The following is a 21,209-nucleotide window of genomic DNA, read 5'->3' on the forward strand; positions in this document are numbered from 1 at the left end:
GCTATTGTCACAAAAGACCAAAGAGCATCAAAAAAATCAAAACAATGTCGTATCTGGATAACATTCGCACCTTTGTCCGTGTCTACGAATTAGGCAGCATGTCCGCCGCCGGGCGTGACCTGCGTATTTCGCCTGCGGTGACATCCTCGCGTATCTCGCAACTTGAGGACCACCTCAGCGTGCGCCTGTTTCAGCGCACCACACGCAGCCTGACCCCGACCGAACAGGGCAAGGCGTTCTACGGCGGGGCCTGCGAAATTCTCAGTTCGGTCGAAAATGCCGAAGCGCAGGTCGTGGACATCACCGAAAACCCCAAGGGCGCGCTTTATATTGCGGCGCCGCTTGGATTGGGCCGCCGCCTGATCGCGCCGCAGGTGCCTGCATTTCTCGCGGCCTACCCGGAGGTCAGCATCCGTCTGCGCCTGACCGACCGCAAGGTTGATCTGACCACCGAGGGGCTGGATCTGGCGTTTTTCCTCGGCCAGCCTGCGGACAGCACCCTGCGCATCCGAAAAATCGCGGATGTGCCGCGCGTTCTTTGTGCGGCCCCCAGCTATATCGCGGCGCGCGGCAACCCAATGTCTGGTGATGAACTGGTTGCGGACCGGCATGAATGCCTCAACCTGCGGTTTCCCGGCGCGACGGAGTTTCAGTGGCGGCTCAGAACGGCGGAGGGTTTGAAGAAATTCCGCGTAACGGGGCGGTACGAATCTGATGACGGGGATGTTCTGACAGACTGGGCGCTGGCCGGGCATGGCATCACGCTCAAGCCCGTGTTCGAAATCAGTGACCACCTGAAAGCCGGTCGGCTGGTGCCGGTGGCGGTGGAAACGCCGCCAGAGCCCAGCCAGATGGCCTGCCTCTTCACGCACCGAAAAGGGCAGGATCCGAAAACGCGGCTGTTCATGGATTTCGTGATCGAAAACATTGCCGCATCCGTGCGCGAAGGATCGGATCCGACCTATAGCGTCTGACGGAATGTCTGATGTCGCACATCGGCGGGTGCATCAGGTCTTTCGCACGACGTTTCAGCTGCCGCGATAGGTGGAATACCCAAACGGCGACAGCAAGAGCGGCACATGGTAATGCGTGGCCTCAGACATCCCGAAACGGATCGGAATGACATCGAGGAAACGCGGGGCTTCGGGCGCGACACCGGTTGCATCAAGGTACTCTCCCGCGTGAAAGACGATCTCGTAGGTGCCCTGCTCAAACGTCTCTGCCGGCAGCATCTGCTGATCGGTGCGCCCGTCCTCATTTGTCACCAGCGCGACAAGATGCTGCCGCGACTCCCCCTCAAGGCGGAACAAATCGATCCGGATGCCTTTTGCAGGGCAGCCGCGTGCCGTATCGAGCACATGTGTCGTCAGATAGCCGGTCATACTTTCCTCGCATTGCTTTGCCTGATTAATATGCAGGGTAACCGGCAATCGGCAAAGGACCCTTCACAAAAGGCTGCTTCGCATTTTTTTTGAAAAAAGATTGGATTGTTTTGATTTATACGTTGATCAAACAAGAAGGATATGACTGTGCAGCGTTACCCCCGCGATATGTCCGGTTACGGAGAGACACCCCCGCATGCGAAATGGCCAAACGGCGCAAAGATCGCCGTTCAGATCGTTTTGAACTATGAAGAAGGCGGAGAGAACAACATCCTGCATGGCGACCCCGCCTCTGAGGCGTTCCTGTCCGAGATAACCGGTGCGCAGCCTTGGCCCGGTCAGCGGCATTGGAACATGGAATCCATTTACGAATACGGTGCGCGCGCAGGTTTCTGGCGCCTGCACCGCCTGCTGAAGGACGTGCCGCTGACGGTTTATGGCGTGGCGACCGCCCTTGCCCGTGCCCCTGAACAAGTGGCAGCGATGAAATCCGCAGGCTGGGAGATTGCCAGCCACGGGTTGAAATGGGTCGAGCATAAAGACATGCCCGAAGATGAAGAGCGCGCACAGATCGAGGCGGCCATCAAGCTGCACCGCGAAGTTGTCGGCACGCCGCCGCGCGGCTGGTATACCGGCCGCTGTTCAAACAACACCGTGCGGCTGGTCGCGCAGACCGGTCAGTTTGACTATGTCGCGGACAGCTATGCCGATGATCTGCCCTATTGGATCAGGGAGGGCGCGCGTGACCAGCTGATCGTGCCCTATACGCTGGATTGCAACGACATGCGCTTTGCCATTCAGGCCGGTTTCAGCGCTGGCGATCAGTTCGAAAGCTACCTCAAGGACAGTTTTGATGTGCTCTACGAAGAAGGTATGGCCGGTCAACCCAAGATGCTGTCCATCGGGTTACACTGCCGCCTGATCGGGCGCCCCGGCCGTGCCGTCGCGCTGAAACGCGCGATCGAGCATTTCAAATCCCATGATGGTGTGTGGTTCGCCACGAGGCTCGAGATTGCCGAGCATTGGGCAAAGACGCATCCGCCAGTCAACAGAGCCGCCCCGTCTGAGATGAACAAGGAGACCTTTGTGGCGGAGTTTGGCGGTATTTTCGAACATAGCCCATGGATCGCCGAAGCTGCACATGCGCTTGAACTGGGGCCGACCCATGACACGGCCCATGGGGTCCATCAGGCGCTGGCCCGTGTCTTTCGCGCCGCCAGCACCGACCAAAGGCTTGCCGTTCTGAAGGCGCACCCCGATCTGGCTGGCAAGCTTGCCGCCGCCAAACGCCTGACAACCGACTCTACCGCCGAGCAGGCCTCCGCCGGACTGGACCAGTTGACGGACGCCGAGCGCGCTGATTTCACCCGGTTGAACGAAGCCTATACGTCGAAATTCGGCTTTCCGTTCATCATCGCCGTGCGGGACAACACCAAAGACAGTATTTTGGCGGCATTTCACGAACGGCTCGAGAACGACCCCGCAACGGAGCTTGACGCAGCCTGCGCGCAGGTCGAACGCATCGCCGCGCTGCGCCTGTTTGACAAGTTCGGCGCATGAGCGAGACACTGCACCTCGAACCGCTGAGCGCGCAAGCTTTCGCGCCCTTTGGCGATGTGCTGGAGGCCACAGGCACGCCGGACAAGATCATCAATCAGGGGCTTTGTGGCCGGTTTCACGATCTTGCCACGATGGATTTCACGCAGGGTCGCGCTGGTATCAGCCTGTTTTCGGCGCAGCCGCGCCAGTTGCCGCTGAAACTTGAGATGGTCGAGCGGCATCCAGAGGGAAGTCAGGCCTTCATCCCCATGTCGATGCACCCCTTTCTGGTCATTGTGGCCGAAGATGCGGCCGGGCATCCAAAGAACATGCGCGCCTTCCTGACCGAACCGGGTCAGGGCGTGAATTACCACAAGGGTACCTGGCACGGCGTGCTCACGCCGCTGCATGCGCCCGGCCTTTTTGCGGTCGTGGATCGCATCGGTCCGGGATCAAATCTTGAAGAATACTGGTTCGACCACCCGTTAACGATCGACAGTCCAAAATAAATACTGGCCAGCAGGCCGGACCATCCAGCAGAGGATACTTAACTGATGTCAGATACAGCTATCGGCACGGCAGAACAGCTGCGCGATCCCAATTACACGCCACCGCTTGTAAAGGCCGTGCCCCTCGGCATTCAGCATGTGCTGGCCATGTTCGTCTCAAACGTCACACCTGCGATTATCGTCTGCGGGGCGGCGGGGTTCGGCTTTGGCTCCAACAGCCCGGATTTTCCGCAGATGATCTACATGATCCAGATGTCGATGTTCTTTGCGGGCATCGCGACGCTGTTTCAGACCATCGGTCTGGGTCCGGTTGGCGCGCGCCTGCCTATCGTTCAGGGCACGTCCTTTGCGTTCATTCCCATCATGATCCCGCTTGTTGCGGGCAAAGGGGTGGAGGCCATTGCCGTGTTGATGGGTGGCATTGTGGCCGGTGGTCTGTTTCACGCGTTTCTCGGCCTGTTCATCGGCAGGCTGCGTTTTGCGCTGCCGCCGCTTGTGACCGGTTTGGTTGTGACAATGATCGGTCTGGCGCTGGTCAAGGTCGGTGTTCAATACGCAGCGGGCGGTGTTCCGGCGATTGGCACACCCGAATACGGATCGCTGATCAACTGGAGCATGGCGCTTGTGGTGATTTTCGTCACGCTGGGGCTGAAATTCTTTGCACGCGGCATGCTGTCGGTATCGGCTGTGCTGATCGGATTGCTGGCAGGCTACGCCTTTGCCTTTCTGCTCGGTGAAGTGTCCCTCAGCAACGTGGGACGCGCGGCCTCCTTTGCCCTGCCCAACCCGCTGCATTTCGGCATGGAATTCACGGTTGCCGCCGTGATCGGCTTTTGTCTGATGTCCTTTGTTTCCGCGGTTGAGACCGTAGGTGATGTTTCCGGCATTACCAAAGGCGGCGCCGGGCGCGAAGCAACGGACCGCGAGATCGAGGGCGCGACCTATGCGGACGGTGTGGGCACGGCCATCTCGGGTTTTTTCGGCGCCTTGCCGAATACCTCCTTTAGCCAGAATGTGGGGCTGATCGCCATGACAGGCGTGATGAGCCGCGGCGTTGTGACAGTCGGTGCGCTGTTCCTGATCCTCTGCGGGCTGATCCCGAAAATCGGTGCCGTGATCTCCTCCATCCCGATTGAAGTGCTTGGGGGCGGTGTGATCGTGATGTTCGGCATGGTTGTGGCCGCAGGGATTTCCATGCTGTCTGACGTAAACTGGAACCGGCGCAACATGGTGATCTTTGCCATCGCGCTCAGCCTTGGGCTTGGCTTGCAGCTTGAACCCGGTGCCCTGCAGCATTTGCCTGATACGTTGCGTGTTCTGGCAACCTCCGGGATTTTGCCCGCCGCGTTGATCGCAATCGTGCTCAATCTGGTATTGCCCGAAGAGTTGACAGGCGAAGCGACCGAAGAAGTCTCGGGCGGCATGGCCGGGCATGGCTCCGGCTCCCTGCCCAAGGAAGATTGAGCAGGTCGCGCTTGCTTTGAACCGTAACGCCTTGTCACTCTCGTCGCGCGACCGCGCCGTGCGACAGGAACGCCCCGAATAAGACGCAAAAGGCCCGGTCAGAGGATCGGGCCTTTCGCTTATCCTGCCAATGCCATCGTGGTCCATCGCATTATCCCGGCAGGACCTTTCGCGGAGTTTCTGCCCGCAAAAATCAGCGCGCGACGTGCGCGTAGCAATCGAATGGAAAGTCGCCTCAACGATCATATGAAGCGGCACACATATGCGACAGATCAAGTGCTTAACATGTTTGCAGTGCGTGTCACCGTTTGTTTCGGTGGCACACACTGCGAAGTTCCAGACCATTTCAGCTTTCTGCAAGTTCCGTGAAAACCGTCGACTTGCGCGAAACCATTGAAACCCATTCAGACGGAAGCAAGCCCGAACACGTCAGGGTTTAGTCTTCGGCTGTTTGCGGGTCCCAAGCCGTGCCCCAAACGTTGAGATTTTCCGCCGAACCGAGGTAGAAGGTTCCACCAGCGTCCGGCAAGGCTTGCCCCACTGCGCCGACAGTTGCACTCACAGCGACCGTCGAAAGGCCAACCACAAGCGGGCAAGCCGTTCCTGCGGACCCAACGCAACCTACTGTGCTGCCTACAACGCCAACAGCCCCGACAACGGTACCTGCGGCGAGTGTCACCGTCGTGTTCAATTCATCTCCCCAAAGTACAGAGAGTTGTGCAACCATTTTCTGGCCCGTTTCCACGCAACTGCTCTGCCAAACAGGAACATCACTTTCCTTGTAAGTTTTTGCGCCTTCACGAAGCACCAGCTCATTCGTGGCAGTGTTCAGAACCAAATCCGTGGGCCAGTACCAACGTGTCGTTACAGCAAAGCCAATGCCGGTAACTGCATGGACGCATTGCCTTCCAGAGTAAGCCGTAAGGTTCGTCGCAGGCGCGGCACTGGCAACAACTTCGAAAGAGGAAATGACATCATTCCACTCGCGGTCACTGTGATAAAAACAAGCTATATCTCCTTTGATGGGGAGCTCTTTACCTCGAAAACCAGCATCTGAAAAAACGGAGACTTCAGCACCATTGAGCTTGATGGAAGAAACTGTGTCGTTTCCAACACCTGAGGCAATCAATTCCCTCATGTCAGTTTTTCCGACCTCGAACGTATATGAATTACCGGAATAATTGCACGCATCATACATCGTCACCGTTTGAGCCGAGGCAGAGAGCGATAAAAAAAACAGCGCGCCAGTCGCAATCAAAATTCTAAACATCAGACATTCCTTTTCATGAATAATGCTTCTGTGTACCGACCGCAGCGCAAAGCTTCAGTAACCTACATCACATTCGTGACCGTCAATTCTTCCGGCATCGGTTACCCAGCTTTGCGCAGCGAGCATTTGAGCACTCCTGTCCGGTTACGTCGAACAGCAAAAAAACCCGGCGGTATGGATCAAACGCACCAAAAATCTGGCTGACTCCCCCCGCCCCTGTGAATCACAATTGGGCATGGGACACTCAATCGTCGTTCATTGTACAATCAGGAAGCGGGCGGACATAGCGGGCCAGCAGCAGTTCGCAATGAAAGCCGCTCGTGACCTCAAGGCCGATCTGGTCGCCATAGACTGCGCGCTGGTGCCGTGCGGCTGGCACGTGATGTCGAATCCCATTTGGGTGGCCTTGATTGCGCGACGCCAGCAAGGTCGCGCAATCACCATTGAACCAGTCCTTGAGACCCGGGGCCATTTCCGATCAGACCGGAACGGCATCAGGCGCGTATTGGGCCAGAAACTCCTCTGACGGGGGAATAGGCGTAATGACGTCGATCAGCACGCCATTTGGATCGCGATAGATGGCGTGGCGCTGGCCAAAGGGTTCACTGACAAGGGCCTTGGCCACCGGCACACCCTCGCCGCGCAGCTTTTGGTCAATGGCATCGACATCCTCGACTTCGAAGTTGAGGATCATGCCCTTTGTTGCACCCCGTGATCCCTCCGGAATGGTCTCGTGTTCGGACTGGACGACCGCGAGATTGACCGAGGGGTCTGCTTCGCTTTGCAGGTGCACATACCAGTCAGCCTCGAATGCCGCACGAAATCCGAAGTGGCGCTTGTAAAACTCGGCTGTAGTGGCAACCTCCTTGGACTGGATGACGGGGTAGTATTGTTTGACACGCATTTTGTAACTCCTCTTACTTACATGCAGTATGTATGTAACATGAGTTTGCAAAAACATGCAAGATGTATGTAAAGTGTTTCTGTTCGAAGATGAGGGGCGCTGACATGACTGTGGAAAAACACAAACGACGCAGCCAGGCGGACAGACGCGCCGAAACGCGGGCAAAGTTGGTGGCGGCTGCGCGTGATCTTTTCACGGAAGTGGGCTTTGCCGAGACGCCCACACCGGAGATTGTGCGCCGGGCGGGGGTAACGCGGGGTGCGCTCTACCATCACTTCGCGGACAAATCAGACCTGTTCCGGGCGCTTGTCAAAGAAGAAGCGCAGGCGATTTCCGTTCACATCGACCGGGAAACCCGCGACGTGGCCGATCCCGAGCAAGCCATGCTGATCGGATCAAACGCCTTCTTCGAAGCAATGCTGGTGCCGGGCAGGGTGCGGCTGTTACTGGAAGAAGCCCCCGCCGTTCTGGGCCATAGCGATGCGGTGGCCCTGACCCGTGCAAATGGCAGTGAAGAACTTCACGACGGGCTGACCCGCGCACTGCCCGAACATTCAACGGCGCACATTGATGCGCTTACCAACCTGCTTTCGGCGGCCTTCGACCGCGCGGCGCTTGAGATTGCCTATGGCGCTGACCGGGTGATCTACACTGAAGCCATGCTTCACCTTGTCGGTGAGGTGCTTGATGGCAGCTAGAGCGTCTGACGAAATACCTGAGACACCAAGTATCACGTAACGCGTTGAAATCTCTGATTTCAGGCAGCGTTACGTGATTCAGGTTTTTCGCATGACGCTTTAAAGGCTCAGGCGAAACACCTGAAGAACAACTTGCCCCCTTGCACAACGAAACGGCCCGAGCCACGGGTTATTCACCGGATGCGATGGCCCCACCGGGCGCAGGCACGGGCGGTTGACGCACACCGGGTATCTTGCTGTGTCTGTATGCCGTCAGAAATTCACGAGGTCACCGCCCTTGAGGGACAATATCTCCCGCGCTTCTGCGGGCGTTGCAACCGTCAACCCAAGCCCTTCAACAATCTGACGCACCTTGGTGACTTGAACGGCGTTTGACGTTGCCAGTTCACCCTTTCCGGCCCAGATGCTGTCCTCGAGCCCGACACGTATGTTCCCCCCAAGCGCAGCCGATTGCGCCGCGACACGCAACTGGCTGGCGCCGGCACCCAAGACGGACCACCTGAAGTCATCGCCAAAAAGCCGGTCAGCAGTGCGCTTCATATGCATCACGTCTTCGGGATGCGTACCAATCCCCCCCAAGAGACCAAACACGGTCTGAACAAAGAAAGGTGCCTTGACGAGGCCCCGATCCGCAAAATGCGCAAGGTTGTACAAATGTGAGGTGTCGTAGCATTCGAATTCAAACCGTGTCCCATTGCCGTAACAGGTCTCCAAAACGTATTCGATATCCTGAAACGAATTGCGAAAAACCAAATCTTTGGAACCTTCCAGATGGGCTTTTTCCCAATCGAATTTAAATGTCTTGAATCGCTTGAGCATGGGGTAGAGCCCAAAGTTCATTGATCCCATGTTCAACGACGCAACCTCGGGCTGGTAGTGCGCCGCGGGGGCGGCGCGCTCTGCGACGCTCATATACGGGCTGCCGCCGGTTGTGATGTTGACAACGGCATCGCTTGCCTGCTTGATCCGGGGAAGAAATTCGGCAAATCCTTCGACGCTTTGATCTGGCTGTCCCGTTTCGGGATTGCGCGCATGCAGATGCAGGATTGCAGCGCCCGCTTCGGCAGCGGCGATGGCTTCAGAGGCGATCTGGTCCGGTGTAATGGGCAGATATGGTGTCATGGATGGTGTATGAATTGCACCTGTGACGGCACAGGTGATGATGACTTTGCCGCCTTGGTCAGTTGGTTTGGGCATGTATCGCTCCCTCTTACGTCAAGTATTCGACATTCCCGTCGACAGCCAGTGATTGCCCCGACAGGTTCGCGCCTGCGTCTGAAACCAGAAAACAGACAGTACGGGCAACATCCTGAGCACTCACCATCCGGCGCAACGAGACCGCCGCCAGATATTCGTCCCGCATGGCATCGACGCTTAAACCGGCTACTTCCGCCTTGCGCGCGATCACACCATCCATGCGCGGGCCCTCCACAAAGCCCGGCAAGATCGCGTTCACGCGGATGTTGTGGGGACCAAGCTCTTTCGCGAGGCTCTGTGTGAGGCCAATCACCCCAAACTTTGCGGCTGAATAGGGCGTGCGATAGGCATAGCCGTGCTTTCCCGCCGCCGATGACATGTTCACAATCGCACCACCTCCAGCGGCCTTCAGCAAAGGCACCGCGCGGCGGGTAGCCATGTATTGCCCGGTGAGACACACGTCGAGACATGCACGCCATTCCTCTTCGGAAATATCCTCGATTTGCGCCGTCGGCCCGGCGATGCCGGCATTGTTTACAAGAACGTCAAGCTGCCCGAACCTTTGCATCAGGTCGCCAAAGACAGCGTCCATTGCGCCGGCGTCAGTCACATCACCATGGCAGGCAAGACAACCGGTCAAGCTGTCCGCTGCATGCGCCAGCGCTGCGCGATCAACATCACAGATCGCCACCCGCGCTCCCTGCGCGTGTAGTTCTTGGGCGATTGCAAATCCGATGCCACTGGCGCCAGCCGTGATCAGCACGTGCTGGCCTGCAACCCCCGGCAAGGGCGGCAAAGCGGGTGCGTTTCTATTTTTCGACATGCTCTCAATTCCCAAAGACTGCGCGTGACACCCATAGAACCAGTTCTGGCCAAAGGATCAACAGAGCAAACCCGGTAAGTTGTGCGCCGACGAAAGGTATGATGCCCCGCCAGATCATGCGACCCGATCAGGCCGTACATCCCCGCATCGCAAACCGCTTCACAACAGCTCCGCCCATCTTCCAGAGCGAGATACATTTCGCTGGGGGGCAGGCACCGCGCGGATGCACAGGGTTCATTCGCGCTGTGGGCACCATCACCAGAAAGGGTTGCCCCCGACATCGCCGCCGCTCATATTCCGCAGTAGTCCATCCATGCGCCTCGCGCTATCTGCGCGATGTGTCAGATCCTTCGGGGTCAACGTGGGCACATCGGACATGTCTGCCGCCCTTGTGGTCGACCTGAGGCCAAAGTGGCGGCCACCCTACGCGCCCATGGCACACAAACGGTCAACCACCTTAGTGTTCCGTTTCTCCCTTTGAATTGGTTTTCGGTCTCAAACACGCCGCCTTCCAAATCAACCAAACCAGACGCTTTTGTCAGCATGACGAACAAATCCGTCGGCATGCAGTCTCTAGTCTTTCGAGGCTGCGTTGGCTTTCCGGGACCTCTGCGCCAGCATGCGCAGCAATGCCGAGTCGCGCGTTTTCTGCGCGGCTGAAATCCCGGACAAGGGCTGTGATGCGGTCAAATCAGCCTCCAAGCCTGCATCGACCACAGTTTCCCAGTCAACCGGATCAGGATCATCTGCAAACATATCGCGATACATCGGTCCGAACCTGCGCACGTAATCAGACACACCACCCGGTGCATTCAGATGGATGGTTTCAAACGGTCCCATCAGGGACCATCGCAGGCCCAGCCCATCACTGATCGCCTTGTCGATGTCCTTGCGCGAGGCAACACCTTGGTCCAGCAAATGAAATGCTTCTCGCAAAAGAGCACCCTGAAGACGGTTGACCACAAAACCGTCTATTTCGCGATTGAGGAGGATTGGCACCTGCCCGATCGCTGACAGCAGATCATGAACCGTATCAACGGCTGACTGCGCAGTCCACGGCGCAGGGACGACCTCAACCAGCGGCACCAGATGCGGGGGATTGATCGGATGAACCACGAGACAACGCTCACGACCCTTTATGGTCTCGGAGTAGCGGGAGGCAGTGATACCCGAGGTTGAGCTTCCAATGACGACATGGGGCGCTGCAAAACGGTCAATCTCGCGTGTCAGTTCGATTTTGACATCAAGGGCTTCTGATCCGCTTTCTTGAATGTAGTCGGCGGCTGAAACCGCGTCCTCCAGAGTGTCCGCCAGTTCAATATGTGCAGGGGCCCTCTCCAGCGTTTCGTGGGTGACAAGATCGAAGCGCGCAAACTCAGTCATCCGCTCAATCACCTGCGCTTTTGCCTGTTCAACAAGTCCGGATGCCGCGTCATAAAGCGTAACCCGCATCCCAGCGCGCAGAAAAACGGTCGCCCAAGCCTGACCGATAAGGCCACACCCAATGATTGCGACGGACCGAGGGGGCTTGGAAAGGCACCCCGTCTCTTTCCCAATTTCATGCGCCAAGTGGAAACTCCCTTCACGTTATCGCGCGGCAACGACCCTGTCGCACGCCGCGTCTGTCAGCATATCACTATTTTTGATCTTTAATTAACACATCTGCGAACCCTCCCATTGAAGGTGTCATTCATCGTGCTTTCATCGCGCGATAATTGGGAAGTGCGCGCATTTGCATGACCATGACGGGCGACGGAAGGCGCAACACCATGGCGTTATCTGTTCTGCCGCGTCTGACTTTGGCACGTGTCGCAGGTTATCGTCGTCATCAAGGGCCCGCTGGCGCACTGAGCGCGGGCAGCAGGTATCTCGCGAAACCGGCATTTCTTTCGCTGCGTGAAAAAAGTAGCCTTGATGGGAGTTCCGCGACAGGGTCGCAGCCTTCCTCAACGGAAAACTGTTCGTTTCCGGTTTTCAAATCGGCTAGCCTAGAGCGTCTGACGAAATACCTGAAACATCGAGTATCACGTAACGCGTTGAAATCCTTGATTTCAGGCAGCGTTACGTGATTCAGGTTTTTCGCATGACGCTTTAGCACACGCGCACCGTTGCATGCTCCGCTACAGCGCGCGGTCCTTTTCGAGACTGCGCCCCGGGTTCTCAAACGCCGCGAAGCTCTCGGCACAGTCTGAATGCCACCGGGACAAGGCAGGGCGGTTCTTGATGATGTCCTGAGCAGCCCAGGCCACGCGTTTGCGATCTATCTCTGGCGTGACCTCGTTGTCCCGGCACAGAATGTAGAAATCACCGCGATCCAGCCGCTCAATCAAATGGGCCACCGTTTCGTCGGACGTCCACGCAGAGGCGGGCTTTTCAGCCGGAAAGGAAGAGATCATACCGGTATGCTTGAAGCCCGGGACAAACAGGTGATCGGACACAGGTGCTTTTGCAGTGTGCAATTCATAGGCCAGCATTTCTGTCAGCACCTTCACACCCGCCCTGGAAACATTATAGCCCGGATTGCCCAGTGGTGTCGTGATGCCCTGTTTCGAGCCGGTGTTGATGACAACGGCAGGCCTGTCCGCCTCGATCATGCGGGGCAAAAAACTCTGCACGCCATTGAGGACCCCGAACACGTTGACTTCAAACACGCGGCGCCAATTGTCCCCATTCTCCCAAGCCTTCGTCGGCCGCGCGACGCCTGCATTGTTCATCAACAGCGCGACCGCCCCGACGTCACGGGTGGTCAGGATCTGCCGAAAGGCCGATTGCGCGTGACAGCACCCTCCGATTCTGGCGCGCTCTATGTCGCCCCTGTATTGACGCAGATGTTAGAAGTCCACCCGGACCTGAGTGTCGATCTGAAAGAAGGGCGCGTCGAAGAATTGCGGGCCAAAGCCCGTTTCGAAGGCTTTCCAATTCACGCCATATGGTCGCCGACGCCCTTTCAGCCGGCTGCGTCACGCGAATTCATTGCGTTGATGGCCAAGACCCTCTCGGATGAAGGCGTCAGATGACATCGCACAAATGGCTGCCACCGATGGAACCTTGCGCCGTCGCAGGCAAAACCGTTCACAGGAAGGCACATCGGCAATTTGCGGACATTGGTCGTGATATTCAACTGTTGCGGCTGCAGCCGGTATTCCTGTCGTTCGAGCAAACGCAAAATCAAGGGGCGATTCAAGAGGGGGCTGCCGAAAAAGCCGCCCCTGCCACAGTGGTACAGGCTTGAAACTGGCCCGCCCCATCGAGCAGGCCAGTAGAGTTATTCCGGCTCTACCTGAGTGACTTCCAGAAGACTATTTTATCATCTCCTTCTGCCCAAAAATCCCTGATACAGGCCTCCTCGATATAGCCATTCTTGCGGTAAAATGCGCGCGTTGGTTCGAACGCATCCGCACCTGACGTGTCGGCTATGAGAATGCGCTGTGAGCGCTCCTTAAGCGCGGCCTCCAGATGCGCGACAATAGCACTGCCACACCCACCGCCCTGCTCTGTCGGCTGGACTGCAATGGCGCGCATATTCCATACCCCTTCTGCAAGCTCTTCCGGGACTGCATAGCAAAAGCCCACAGCCTTGCCGTCTGCTTCGCAAGTCAGCCAGATATCAGAGCTTTGAGTGTCGGATAAAAAATCGCGCATCATGTCAGGCAGCATTTCGCTTGGGAAAAGCGCAGTGCGGTCAAGCACCTCCTGCAGGGCGGCAATATCGTCGTGCATTGTTGGTCGTATTTTCATCGGTTTTTCATCTTTCTTCATATCGCCACACAAGCACAACCGCCTGTTGTGACGGGCGCAAGATACGTGCCCGGTCATGATTTTCGTGATGGTTTGATAGTGCACGAACCGCGCAACGAACACAGCCTGCCGCTACGCGCACAGGCTCTGTTTGGCTTGGTTGTCCTGACGTTCAGGACCTAGCGGTTTCCCGCAATCGTAAACATAAAATCTCCATCGCCCGGCTGGTCTGCCAAGCGTGTTAAACGCGTATCATTGCGTTCGCCTTTCAGCAAGGCATGGAAGGTTCAGCCTGAACCCGCGATTGGGTCGACCGCAGCATATCGCCCGACTGCGCCGTCCGCATCGCCATGGCCGGCCCAAAGCTGTCTCTCGCATCAAATCGTCCTGTCTGAAATGCGGCAGGTCACACCAACCTGTCGCCGCACCTGCGCTATCGGGTTCGCGGTGCACCCATACTTTGCGTGACAAAACGAACCTCTGATGTTCGGCCTTTGCACAAGCGCTGTACTTTCGCAGTTGCAGCGCATTTATTGCTGCAGCGCAGCTAGTGTCGTCAAAGCAGTCGATCAATGCCACCAATCCTGGCGGATATCAGTTTGGCTTCAAACGCAGTCTCAGTGATGCACGCGTCGTTCACAGCGGCAAAAGCGGAGGCCGCCCGCCAATTTACACAATCGCCGGGACTCTCATGCTGGCACCATTTGATGCTTGAACATCAAACGGCCATCGCACGAAGAGCATAGCTTCACCCGTAATATCATGGAGGTTCAGGATCTGCGCCAAATCCCCCAGAGGGCAGTTCAGGACGGTTTGTCGCTTTCGCTGGGCTTTTGCGACGACCTGAACGTCAAATGGAACGTCTGGATGACATGTTTCAAGGTGCGCGACGATTTGGGGGGCTGCGCCAACAGCCATATAGAGCGCGACACATCTTCCCGGTTTGATGTCCTTGATCGCATCGGGCACCGTAGATCCGCTTTGCCGGTGCCCTGTCGTCAACACGAGTGTGTCGATATTACCTCTTTCCGTGAGGCTTTGGCCGGCACTCGCCGCTGCCGCACAGGCAGCCGTCACACCGGGGACAATTTCAAACGGGATATCGCTGGCTTTGAGAGCATCGGTTTCCTCAGTACTGCGTGCGAACACACCGGGATCACCGCATTTCAGACGCACCACCCTTTGCCCACGTTTGGCGGCCGCGACAAGCGTTTGAGTGATCTTTTCCTGTGGCCAACTATGACACCCCGGGGATTTGCCCACATAAATGCGCTCGGCATCGCGGCGTGCCAGTTCCAGAATTTCGGGATCCAAAAGGCGATCATAATAAATGACATCTGCTTCTTGCAGGCGCTGAACGCCGCGCAGGGTGATCAGATCCTTCGCACCGGGCCCCGCCCCCACAAGGCTCACGCTACCACCCTTTGTGGCCCCAAAGTCGCCTGTCTCGATGGCCGTTTTTATCAGCTTGGCTGCTGCGCGTTCGGACCCGCTGGTAAACAGTTGGCGCGGTGCGTCAGTGAACACCCAGCGCCACAAATCACGCCGCGCGCGGGGTCCAAGACGGGCCGCCGCCGCCCCGCGCATACGACCTGCAAGGGCCGCAAGGTCGCCAAGGCGCGGTTCAAGCACCTCTTCCAGTCTGGTCTTGATCTGGCGCGCCAACACGGGGGCTGTGCCTTCGGTGCCGATGGCCACAACCACAGGGTCACGATCCACAATTGACGGCGTGATGGCGTCACAGAGCCGGGGCTGGTCCACCACATTTACCGTCGCGCCGCCCGCTTTTGCCAACCAATGCAGCGCCATGTCGATCCCGGGGCACCCCGAAGCGATGAACACCAACGCGGTGTCTGAAAACGTGTCGGGCGTAATCGGACCGGTTTGATGTGTGATCCGCCCCTCAACTGCAAGGCCCGATAATTCAGGGTCGAGCGCCGGTGCCCAGATGTCGACCGACGCTTCGGTTTTAAGGATCAGCCGTGTTTTTTGCGCGGCTTGTTCGCCACCACCAATGATGACAACGCGGCGGTCTGCCATTTGCAGGAACATGGGGAAGGTTCTCATGCGGACGGGCTCTCTATGTGATGACGCGCGTCCCACAGGTCCTGCGCGATCTGATGTGCTTTATCGGGGGTTGGTGCCGCCTTTGGCGTCCAAAGCGCAAGCCCGGCGGCTCTGGTGGTCGCGACCTGCGCATGACGGCTGCGGTCAGACGGATGAACCGTGCCTTGCACCGCGGCGGGTGCGGCGCGCGCCGTCAGAATCGACGCCATCACACCTTGCGTAGCATCCATCATTGTCCACGCACGGCCCTTGCCACGTGCCACGACCTGAACGAACCGCACGAGGGTCATTCTGCCGCCATCGGAAGGTGAGCCTGCGCCAGGAGAGCGGTCAATTCAGGCTTACAGGCTCCACAGTTGGTGCCTGCGCAAGTTGTTTCGCCCAAAGCGGCAACACTGTGCGCGCCATTCTCAACGGCAGCCAACAACGTATTTCGACCCACGTTGAAACATGCACAAATGGTTGCGCCCACGTCTGGCCGGCCAGAGGGGCTGCGTCCTGCCAATGCGGCAAGCGGCGGTGTCTCTGTGCCGATCATGTCAACGATCGTTGTGCGCGATACGACAACAGGGATCGGCGCGGCAAAGAGCAGCGCTGTGATTTGGCCGTTCTGCGTTATGGCGACGCGTGTGTTTCCCGTGGCGGGGTCCGTTTGGATGGATGCATCGCCCCCCGCTTGGCCACTGAGATGCCGCGCCTCGGTTTCCCAATCGCTTGGGGTTTTTGCACTTGCCAGTTCCACCTGCCAGCCCGTTTGCGTGCGCGCGATGGCAGCGTAGGGTGTTTGGGGGTCGGGCTCGTTGATACAGGCCAGAAACCCGTACCATTTCGCCTCGTAGACCTGCACGGTCACGGCGTTCGATTTCAATGCAGGTTGGCCAGAAAACGGGTCCACCCTCGGCGTTGTGATACTGTTCACGGTCCCGCTTGTCGTACATTGACGTGTCCAATGCATCGGCGCAAAAAGCTGCCCTTGTGCCACGCGGGAAGTGACGAGCGCGCGCAGAATCGCGCGGCCATAGATGCTTTCCACTGTCATCAAAGCGCCGGGGGTGACACCCAGTTCAGCCGCGTCAATGGGGTTGACCTCAACATAAGGTTCGGCGAGATGGGCGCATAACCGCGCTGATTTTCCCGTCCGCGTCATCGTGTGCCACTGGTCACGGTTTCGCCCTGTGTTGAGCGTGAACCGTGGTTTTGCCAGTATCGGGGCGGTCACCGCGATCATCCGCGCCTTGCCGTCGGGGTGAAAAAAACGACCGTTCGCAAAAAACCGATGATCATCTCGCGGCCACTGTGTCGGGATCAGACGGGCATAATCCGCATCAGCAAAAATGCTCAGATCCAGATCACGCGCGATATGGGAGGCGGCCTTGTCCAGCGCCACGTATTCCGCAAAGATATCGGCAGGTTTTTGGTAGTCAAAGGCATCGCCAAACCCCATACGCGCCGCCACTTCGCTGAGGATCTTCCAATCGGGCCGCGTACTTCCCGGGGCCGGCAAGAAGGCCCGTTGACGCGAAATACGGCGTTCGGAGTTGGTAACAGTGCCGTCCTTTTCACCCCACCCGGTGGCCGGCAAAAGAACATGAGCAAGATCGTTGGTATCTGTCTTCTCCATGATGTCGGAGGTGACGACAAACGGAACCTTTGCGATGGCAGCCGAGACACCGTCTGAATCGGGCAAGGACGCGGCAGGATTGGTCGACATCACCCAAAGCGCCTTGATTTTCCCTTTCGCACAGGCCTCGAACAGATCGACCGCCTTCAGGCCCGGTTTGGTGCATATGGTCGGGCTGTCCCAGAATTCCTGCACCACCTGTCGGTGATCTGCGTTGTCCAATTCCAGATGGTTTGCCAGCATATTGGCAAGCCCCCCGACTTCGCGACCGCCCATCGCATTGGGTTGACCGGTGACAGAAAAAGGCCCCGCCCCCGGGTGCCCGATGCGGCCCGTCGCCAGATGACAATTCAGGATGGCGTTGACCTTGTCGGTGCCGCAACTGGCTTGGTTCACCCCTTGGGAATAGACTGTAACAACACGTTTGGTCTGTGCCCAAAGGTCAAAGAAATTCGCCAGTTCCTGAGGGGTCAAACCGGATTGGGACGGATCAGACGCACGCGCAGCGTCGATCGCAACAGGCGCGCCGTTCACGTGGTTCTTGGTGAATGCCGCATCCAGTTGGCCTGTATCCGCCAGATGTGCAAGCAGCCCATTGAACAGCGCGATATCACCATCAGGCGCAATTTGCAGATGCATGTCCGCAAGGTCCGTTGTGGCAGTGCGGCGCGGGTCGATGTTGACGACATGCATGCCGGGCCGCGCCGCTTTCGCCGCCGCAATGCGTTGATACAACACTGGATGGCACCATGCGAGGTTGGACCCAACCAGCACGATCAGTTCAGCCTGTTCCAAATCAGCGTAGATGCCCGGAACCGTATCCGTGCCAAATGCACGTTTATGCCCGGCGACAGATGACGCCATGCACAGCCGCGAATTGGTGTCGATATTGGCCGCGCCAATGAACCCTTTCATCAGCTTGTTGGCGACGTAGTAATCCTCGATCAGCAATTGGCCAGAAGCATAAAAAGCCACACTTTCGGGGCCATGTTCAGCAATCGCAGCCCTGAATTTCTGCGCCACGAGGTCAAGGGCAGTATCCCAATCGGCATCCGCGCCGTTCACCTTGGGGTGCAAAAGTCGTCCTTCAAGATCAATCGTTTCCCCCAACGCCGCCCCTTTGGAGCACAGCCGTCCAAAATTCGCCGGATGATCCGGGTCCCCTTTGATCGTGCCATCAGCCCCGGCCAGAACCCCACAGCCTACGCCGCAATAGGGACATGTGGTGCGCGTCATGCTCATGCGGCCACCCGCGCCCGCAAAAAGGCGCGATCCAGCAGAATGCGCCCATTTTCAACGCGCGCGGGATAGGTTGCGACGCGGCCCTCGTCCGCACCCTGTGCGCGCCCGGTTTCCAGCGAAATGACCCAGTTGTGCAGCGGACAGGTCACTGACTTTCCGTGCACGATCCCTTCCGCAAGGGGCCCGGCTTTGTGCGGGCACGCATTGTCGAGCGCAAATACCTCATCCTCAGCCGTCCGAAAAACAGCCACGCAGCCAAACGCGGTCTTTACCATTCGCGCTCCCCGCATCGGAACGTTTTCAAGTGGGGCGATATCAATCCAGTCCGTCATTCTGCGGCCTCCAGAGACAAGTTCGCCAAAGGCTGATAGCGATCCGCTTTGGTCTGTGTATGTTCCGCCCAAGGGTCTTTGCGATAGATCGACTGGCTCAATTCAAACCGGTCAACCAACGCTGGACCTTCGGCCTCAACACGTTCCTTGATCCAAACAAGACCCACCTTGCCCATCCATTTGTAGATACGATCAAGGTATTTGGCGTTCTCACGATAGAGCTGGGTCACAGCCTTGATCACCTCAATCGCTTCGTCTTCGGTGGCGACCTGCACCAACAGCTCGGTCTCGCGCACATCCATCCCGGCCGCACCACCAATGCTAATCTGATACCCGCTGTCGACGCAGACAACGCCGATGTCCTTGCACGTTGCCTCGGCGCAATTTCGCGGGCAACCGGACACACCAAGCTTCAGTTTATGTGGTGTCCAAGACCCCCACAGCTCTTTCTCCAACTTGATCCCAAGACCCGTGGAATCCTGCGTGCCAAAACGGCAATGGTCCGTCCCGACACAGGTCTTGACCGTACGCAGACCCTTGGAATAGGCGTGGCCCGACACCATGCCAGCCGCGTTCAGATCGGCCCAGATATCAGGCAAATCCTCGCCCTTGACACCCAACAGATCGATACGCTGCCCGCCGGTGACTTTTACCGTTGGCACCATGTACTTGTCGGCGGCATCGGCAATCGCGCGCAATTCGTTGGGTGTGGTGATCCCGCCCCACATGCGCGGCACGACACTGAACGTGCCGTCTTTCTGGATGTTGGCGTGTTTGCGTTCGTTGATGAAACGACTCTGAGGATCATCCTGATATTCCAACGGCCAATCAGCCAGCAGATAAAAGTTCAACGCCGGACGACACACATGGCACCCGCACGAAGTCTTCCACCCGCATTCTTGCCAGACGGCGGGCATCGACATCAGGCGCTGTGATTTGATCATGCGGCGCACATCCTCATGGGTCATGTCGGTACAGCCGCACATGGCCGCGGCTGCGGGCACGACGAAATCATCGCCCAGCGTGACGGCCAGAACCTGTTCGACCAGCCCCGTGCAGGTCCCGCAGGACCCCGATGCCTTGGTGGTTGATCGCACGGCACCCAGATCAGAGGCCCCCGCTGCGATCGCATCTTCGATTTGTCCTTTACAGATTCCGTTGCAGCCGCAGATCTCCGCGTCACGCGGTAAGGCTGCAACAGCTGCTAAAGGGTCCAGGGGGGTCCCCCCTTGATAGGCGGGGCCAAAAATCAGCGTATCGCGCATATCGCTGATATCGACCTTGTCACGGATCAGGCCGAAAAACCAATTGCTGTCAGCGGTATCGCCATACATCACCGCGCCTATGATCACGTTGTTTTCAATCACCAAACGGCGATAGACACCGCGCGCCGGGTCGCGAAACACAATGTCTTCGCGGCCTTCACCATCTGCGAAATCGCCCGCACTGAACAAATCACAACCGGTGACCTTCAGCTTGGTGGATAGCTCTTTTTGCACGAATTGCGCGGGTTCCCCCATTAACGTCCGCGCCGCCACCTTGGCCTGATCGTACAGCGGGGCCACAAGCCCAAAGATCGCCCCGTTATGTTCCACACATTCGCCCACGGCCAAGATATCCGCGTCAGATGTGATCATCTGATCATCCACATGGATGCCCTTGCCAACGGCCAATCCGCAGTCTTTGGCGAGCTTGACATTGGGTCGAATACCAACAGCCATAACCAGCAGGTCACACGGCAATTGCGTCCCATCCTCCAGCAACAGCGCCCTGACGCGGCCATTCTCGCCCAGAATTTCCTTTGAGTTGGCGCTGCACTTCACGGTGATCCCTTTGTCCACCAGTGCCTTGCGCAGCAGATAGCCCGCCGCCTCGTCCAACTGGCGTTCCATAAGGTGCCCCATGATATGCACCACGGTCACATCTACCCCGCGCGCGGCCATACCTGCTGCCGCTTCAAGGCCCAACAACCCACCCCCAATAACGACGCACTTGTGATCGGGTCCAAGGTCCATCATCCGCTGCGTATCTTCCAGATCACGGTAGGCGATGACGCCCTCAAGATCATGTCCGGGCAACGGGATCATGAACGGGTTCGACCCCGTCCCAAAGACCAGCTTGTCGTAGGCAAATACCTCTCCGGTATCGGTCGTGACCGTCCGGTTTTCGCGATCAATGTCCTGCACAAAACAACCAAATCGCGTTTTTATGCCGTTCAAATCGTACCATATATCGTCATGCGTGACGATTTCGTCGTATGTCTTTTCACCTGACAAGACGGGCGACAACATGATGCGATTGTAATTGCCCCGTGGCTCGCCGTTGATCAACGTGATGTCGTAATCGGCCTCGGCCTCCACCAGCGTTTCAAGCATCCGCCCCGTGGCCATACCCGCGCCGATGACGATCAGTTTCTGTGTCAT

Annotated in this window: 19 protein-coding genes; 6 read left to right on the plus strand and 13 right to left on the minus strand. The window is 57.7% G+C overall.

The window, feature by feature from the left end; all coding sequences use genetic code 11:
• Positions 1 to 44 precede the first annotated feature (44 nt).
• Positions 45 to 974 (plus strand): LysR family transcriptional regulator, encoded by a 930-nt coding sequence (locus tag RD1_RS18970; RefSeq protein WP_011570199.1) that lies wholly within the window; start codon positions 45 to 47, stop codon positions 972 to 974.
• Positions 975 to 1,028: 54 nt separating this feature from the next.
• Here RD1_RS18970 and uraH read toward each other — a convergent pair whose 3' ends face one another.
• On the minus strand, positions 1,029 to 1,382 hold the full coding sequence (uraH, locus tag RD1_RS18975; RefSeq protein ID WP_011570200.1) for a hydroxyisourate hydrolase: 354 nt from the start codon (positions 1,380 to 1,382) through the stop codon (positions 1,029 to 1,031).
• A 141-nt stretch (positions 1,383 to 1,523) separates the two neighbouring features.
• Between uraH and puuE the strand changes: the two genes are divergently transcribed.
• From puuE to RD1_RS18990, 3 genes are read left to right on the plus strand one after another with little or no spacing between them, the layout of a single operon-like run.
• A complete protein-coding gene (gene puuE, locus RD1_RS18980; protein WP_011570201.1) occupies positions 1,524 to 2,942 on the plus strand; it encodes an allantoinase PuuE in 1,419 nt (472 codons plus the stop codon).
• Complete coding sequence (locus tag RD1_RS18985; RefSeq protein WP_011570202.1) at positions 2,939 to 3,430, plus strand: ureidoglycolate lyase; 492 nt, start codon at positions 2,939 to 2,941, stop codon at positions 3,428 to 3,430. The genes puuE and RD1_RS18985 overlap by 4 nt, the downstream gene beginning before the upstream one ends.
• Before the next feature lie 45 nt (positions 3,431 to 3,475).
• Positions 3,476 to 4,894, plus strand: coding sequence for a uracil-xanthine permease family protein (locus tag RD1_RS18990; RefSeq protein ID WP_011570203.1), 1,419 nt, complete (start codon positions 3,476 to 3,478; stop codon positions 4,892 to 4,894).
• Positions 4,895 to 5,330: 436 nt separating this feature from the next.
• On the opposite strand, the gene RD1_RS18995 is transcribed toward RD1_RS18990, so the two are convergent.
• Both RD1_RS18995 and RD1_RS19005 read right to left on the minus strand, forming a co-directional pair.
• Positions 5,331 to 6,164 carry a hypothetical protein gene (locus RD1_RS18995; RefSeq protein ID WP_011570204.1) on the minus strand — a complete coding sequence of 278 codons (834 nt, stop codon included), beginning with the start codon at positions 6,162 to 6,164 and terminating at the stop codon, positions 5,331 to 5,333.
• A gap of 478 nt (positions 6,165 to 6,642) precedes the next feature.
• A complete protein-coding gene (locus tag RD1_RS19005; protein ID WP_011570206.1) occupies positions 6,643 to 7,068 on the minus strand; it encodes a VOC family protein in 426 nt (141 codons plus the stop codon).
• Positions 7,069 to 7,172: 104 nt separating this feature from the next.
• On the opposite strand from RD1_RS19005, the gene RD1_RS19010 reads away from it, so the two are divergent.
• Positions 7,173 to 7,766 carry a TetR/AcrR family transcriptional regulator gene (locus RD1_RS19010; RefSeq protein WP_011570207.1) on the plus strand — a complete coding sequence of 198 codons (594 nt, stop codon included), beginning with the start codon at positions 7,173 to 7,175 and terminating at the stop codon, positions 7,764 to 7,766.
• A gap of 252 nt (positions 7,767 to 8,018) precedes the next feature.
• Here the strand turns inward: RD1_RS19010 and RD1_RS19015 are convergent, their stop codons facing one another.
• From RD1_RS19015 to RD1_RS19030, 4 genes are all read right to left on the minus strand, one after another.
• Positions 8,019 to 8,963 carry a 3-keto-5-aminohexanoate cleavage protein gene (locus RD1_RS19015; RefSeq protein ID WP_011570208.1) on the minus strand — a complete coding sequence of 315 codons (945 nt, stop codon included), beginning with the start codon at positions 8,961 to 8,963 and terminating at the stop codon, positions 8,019 to 8,021.
• Positions 8,964 to 8,976: 13 nt separating this feature from the next.
• Positions 8,977 to 9,786: an SDR family oxidoreductase gene (locus RD1_RS19020; protein WP_011570209.1), complete on the minus strand. Its 810-nt coding sequence runs from the start codon at positions 9,784 to 9,786 to the stop codon at positions 8,977 to 8,979.
• A 573-nt stretch (positions 9,787 to 10,359) separates the two neighbouring features.
• Entirely contained in the window at positions 10,360 to 11,355 is a 996-nt protein-coding gene (locus tag RD1_RS19025) for a 3-hydroxyacyl-CoA dehydrogenase (protein ID WP_011570210.1), read from the minus strand.
• Positions 11,356 to 11,906: 551 nt separating this feature from the next.
• Entirely contained in the window at positions 11,907 to 12,500 is a 594-nt protein-coding gene (locus RD1_RS19030; protein ID WP_081432935.1) for an SDR family NAD(P)-dependent oxidoreductase, read from the minus strand.
• A gap of 60 nt (positions 12,501 to 12,560) precedes the next feature.
• Here RD1_RS19030 and RD1_RS19035 point away from each other — a divergent pair, with 60 nt between their 5' ends.
• Entirely contained in the window at positions 12,561 to 12,803 is a 243-nt protein-coding gene (locus RD1_RS19035) for a hypothetical protein (RefSeq protein ID WP_044033273.1), read from the plus strand.
• A 259-nt stretch (positions 12,804 to 13,062) separates the two neighbouring features.
• Here RD1_RS19035 and RD1_RS19045 read toward each other — a convergent pair whose 3' ends face one another.
• From RD1_RS19045 to nirB, 6 genes are all read right to left on the minus strand, one after another.
• Complete coding sequence (locus RD1_RS19045) at positions 13,063 to 13,545, minus strand: GNAT family N-acetyltransferase (RefSeq protein ID WP_011570212.1); 483 nt, start codon at positions 13,543 to 13,545, stop codon at positions 13,063 to 13,065.
• 648 nt (positions 13,546 to 14,193) lie between these two features.
• On the minus strand, positions 14,194 to 15,591 hold the full coding sequence (cysG, locus tag RD1_RS19050; protein WP_011570213.1) for a siroheme synthase CysG: 1,398 nt from the start codon (positions 15,589 to 15,591) through the stop codon (positions 14,194 to 14,196).
• Positions 15,588 to 15,881, minus strand: coding sequence for a hypothetical protein (locus RD1_RS19055; RefSeq protein WP_011570214.1), 294 nt, complete (start codon positions 15,879 to 15,881; stop codon positions 15,588 to 15,590). The genes cysG and RD1_RS19055 overlap by 4 nt, the downstream gene beginning before the upstream one ends.
• The gene (locus RD1_RS19060) at positions 15,878 to 18,454 is read right to left on the minus strand and encodes a nitrate reductase (protein WP_011570215.1); all 2,577 of its coding nucleotides are present in this window, start codon (positions 18,452 to 18,454) and stop codon (positions 15,878 to 15,880) included. Before RD1_RS19060 ends, RD1_RS19055 begins: the two co-directional genes overlap by 4 nt.
• Positions 18,451 to 18,786, minus strand: coding sequence for a nitrite reductase small subunit NirD (gene nirD, locus RD1_RS19065; RefSeq protein ID WP_011570216.1), 336 nt, complete (start codon positions 18,784 to 18,786; stop codon positions 18,451 to 18,453). Before nirD ends, RD1_RS19060 begins: the two co-directional genes overlap by 4 nt.
• The gene (gene nirB, locus RD1_RS19070) at positions 18,783 to 21,209 is read right to left on the minus strand and encodes a nitrite reductase large subunit NirB (RefSeq protein WP_011570217.1); all 2,427 of its coding nucleotides are present in this window, start codon (positions 21,207 to 21,209) and stop codon (positions 18,783 to 18,785) included. The genes nirD and nirB overlap by 4 nt, the downstream gene beginning before the upstream one ends.

Origin of the sequence: Roseobacter denitrificans OCh 114 (assembly GCF_000014045.1) — a bacterium.
GTDB lineage: Bacteria > Pseudomonadota > Alphaproteobacteria > Rhodobacterales > Rhodobacteraceae > Roseobacter > Roseobacter denitrificans.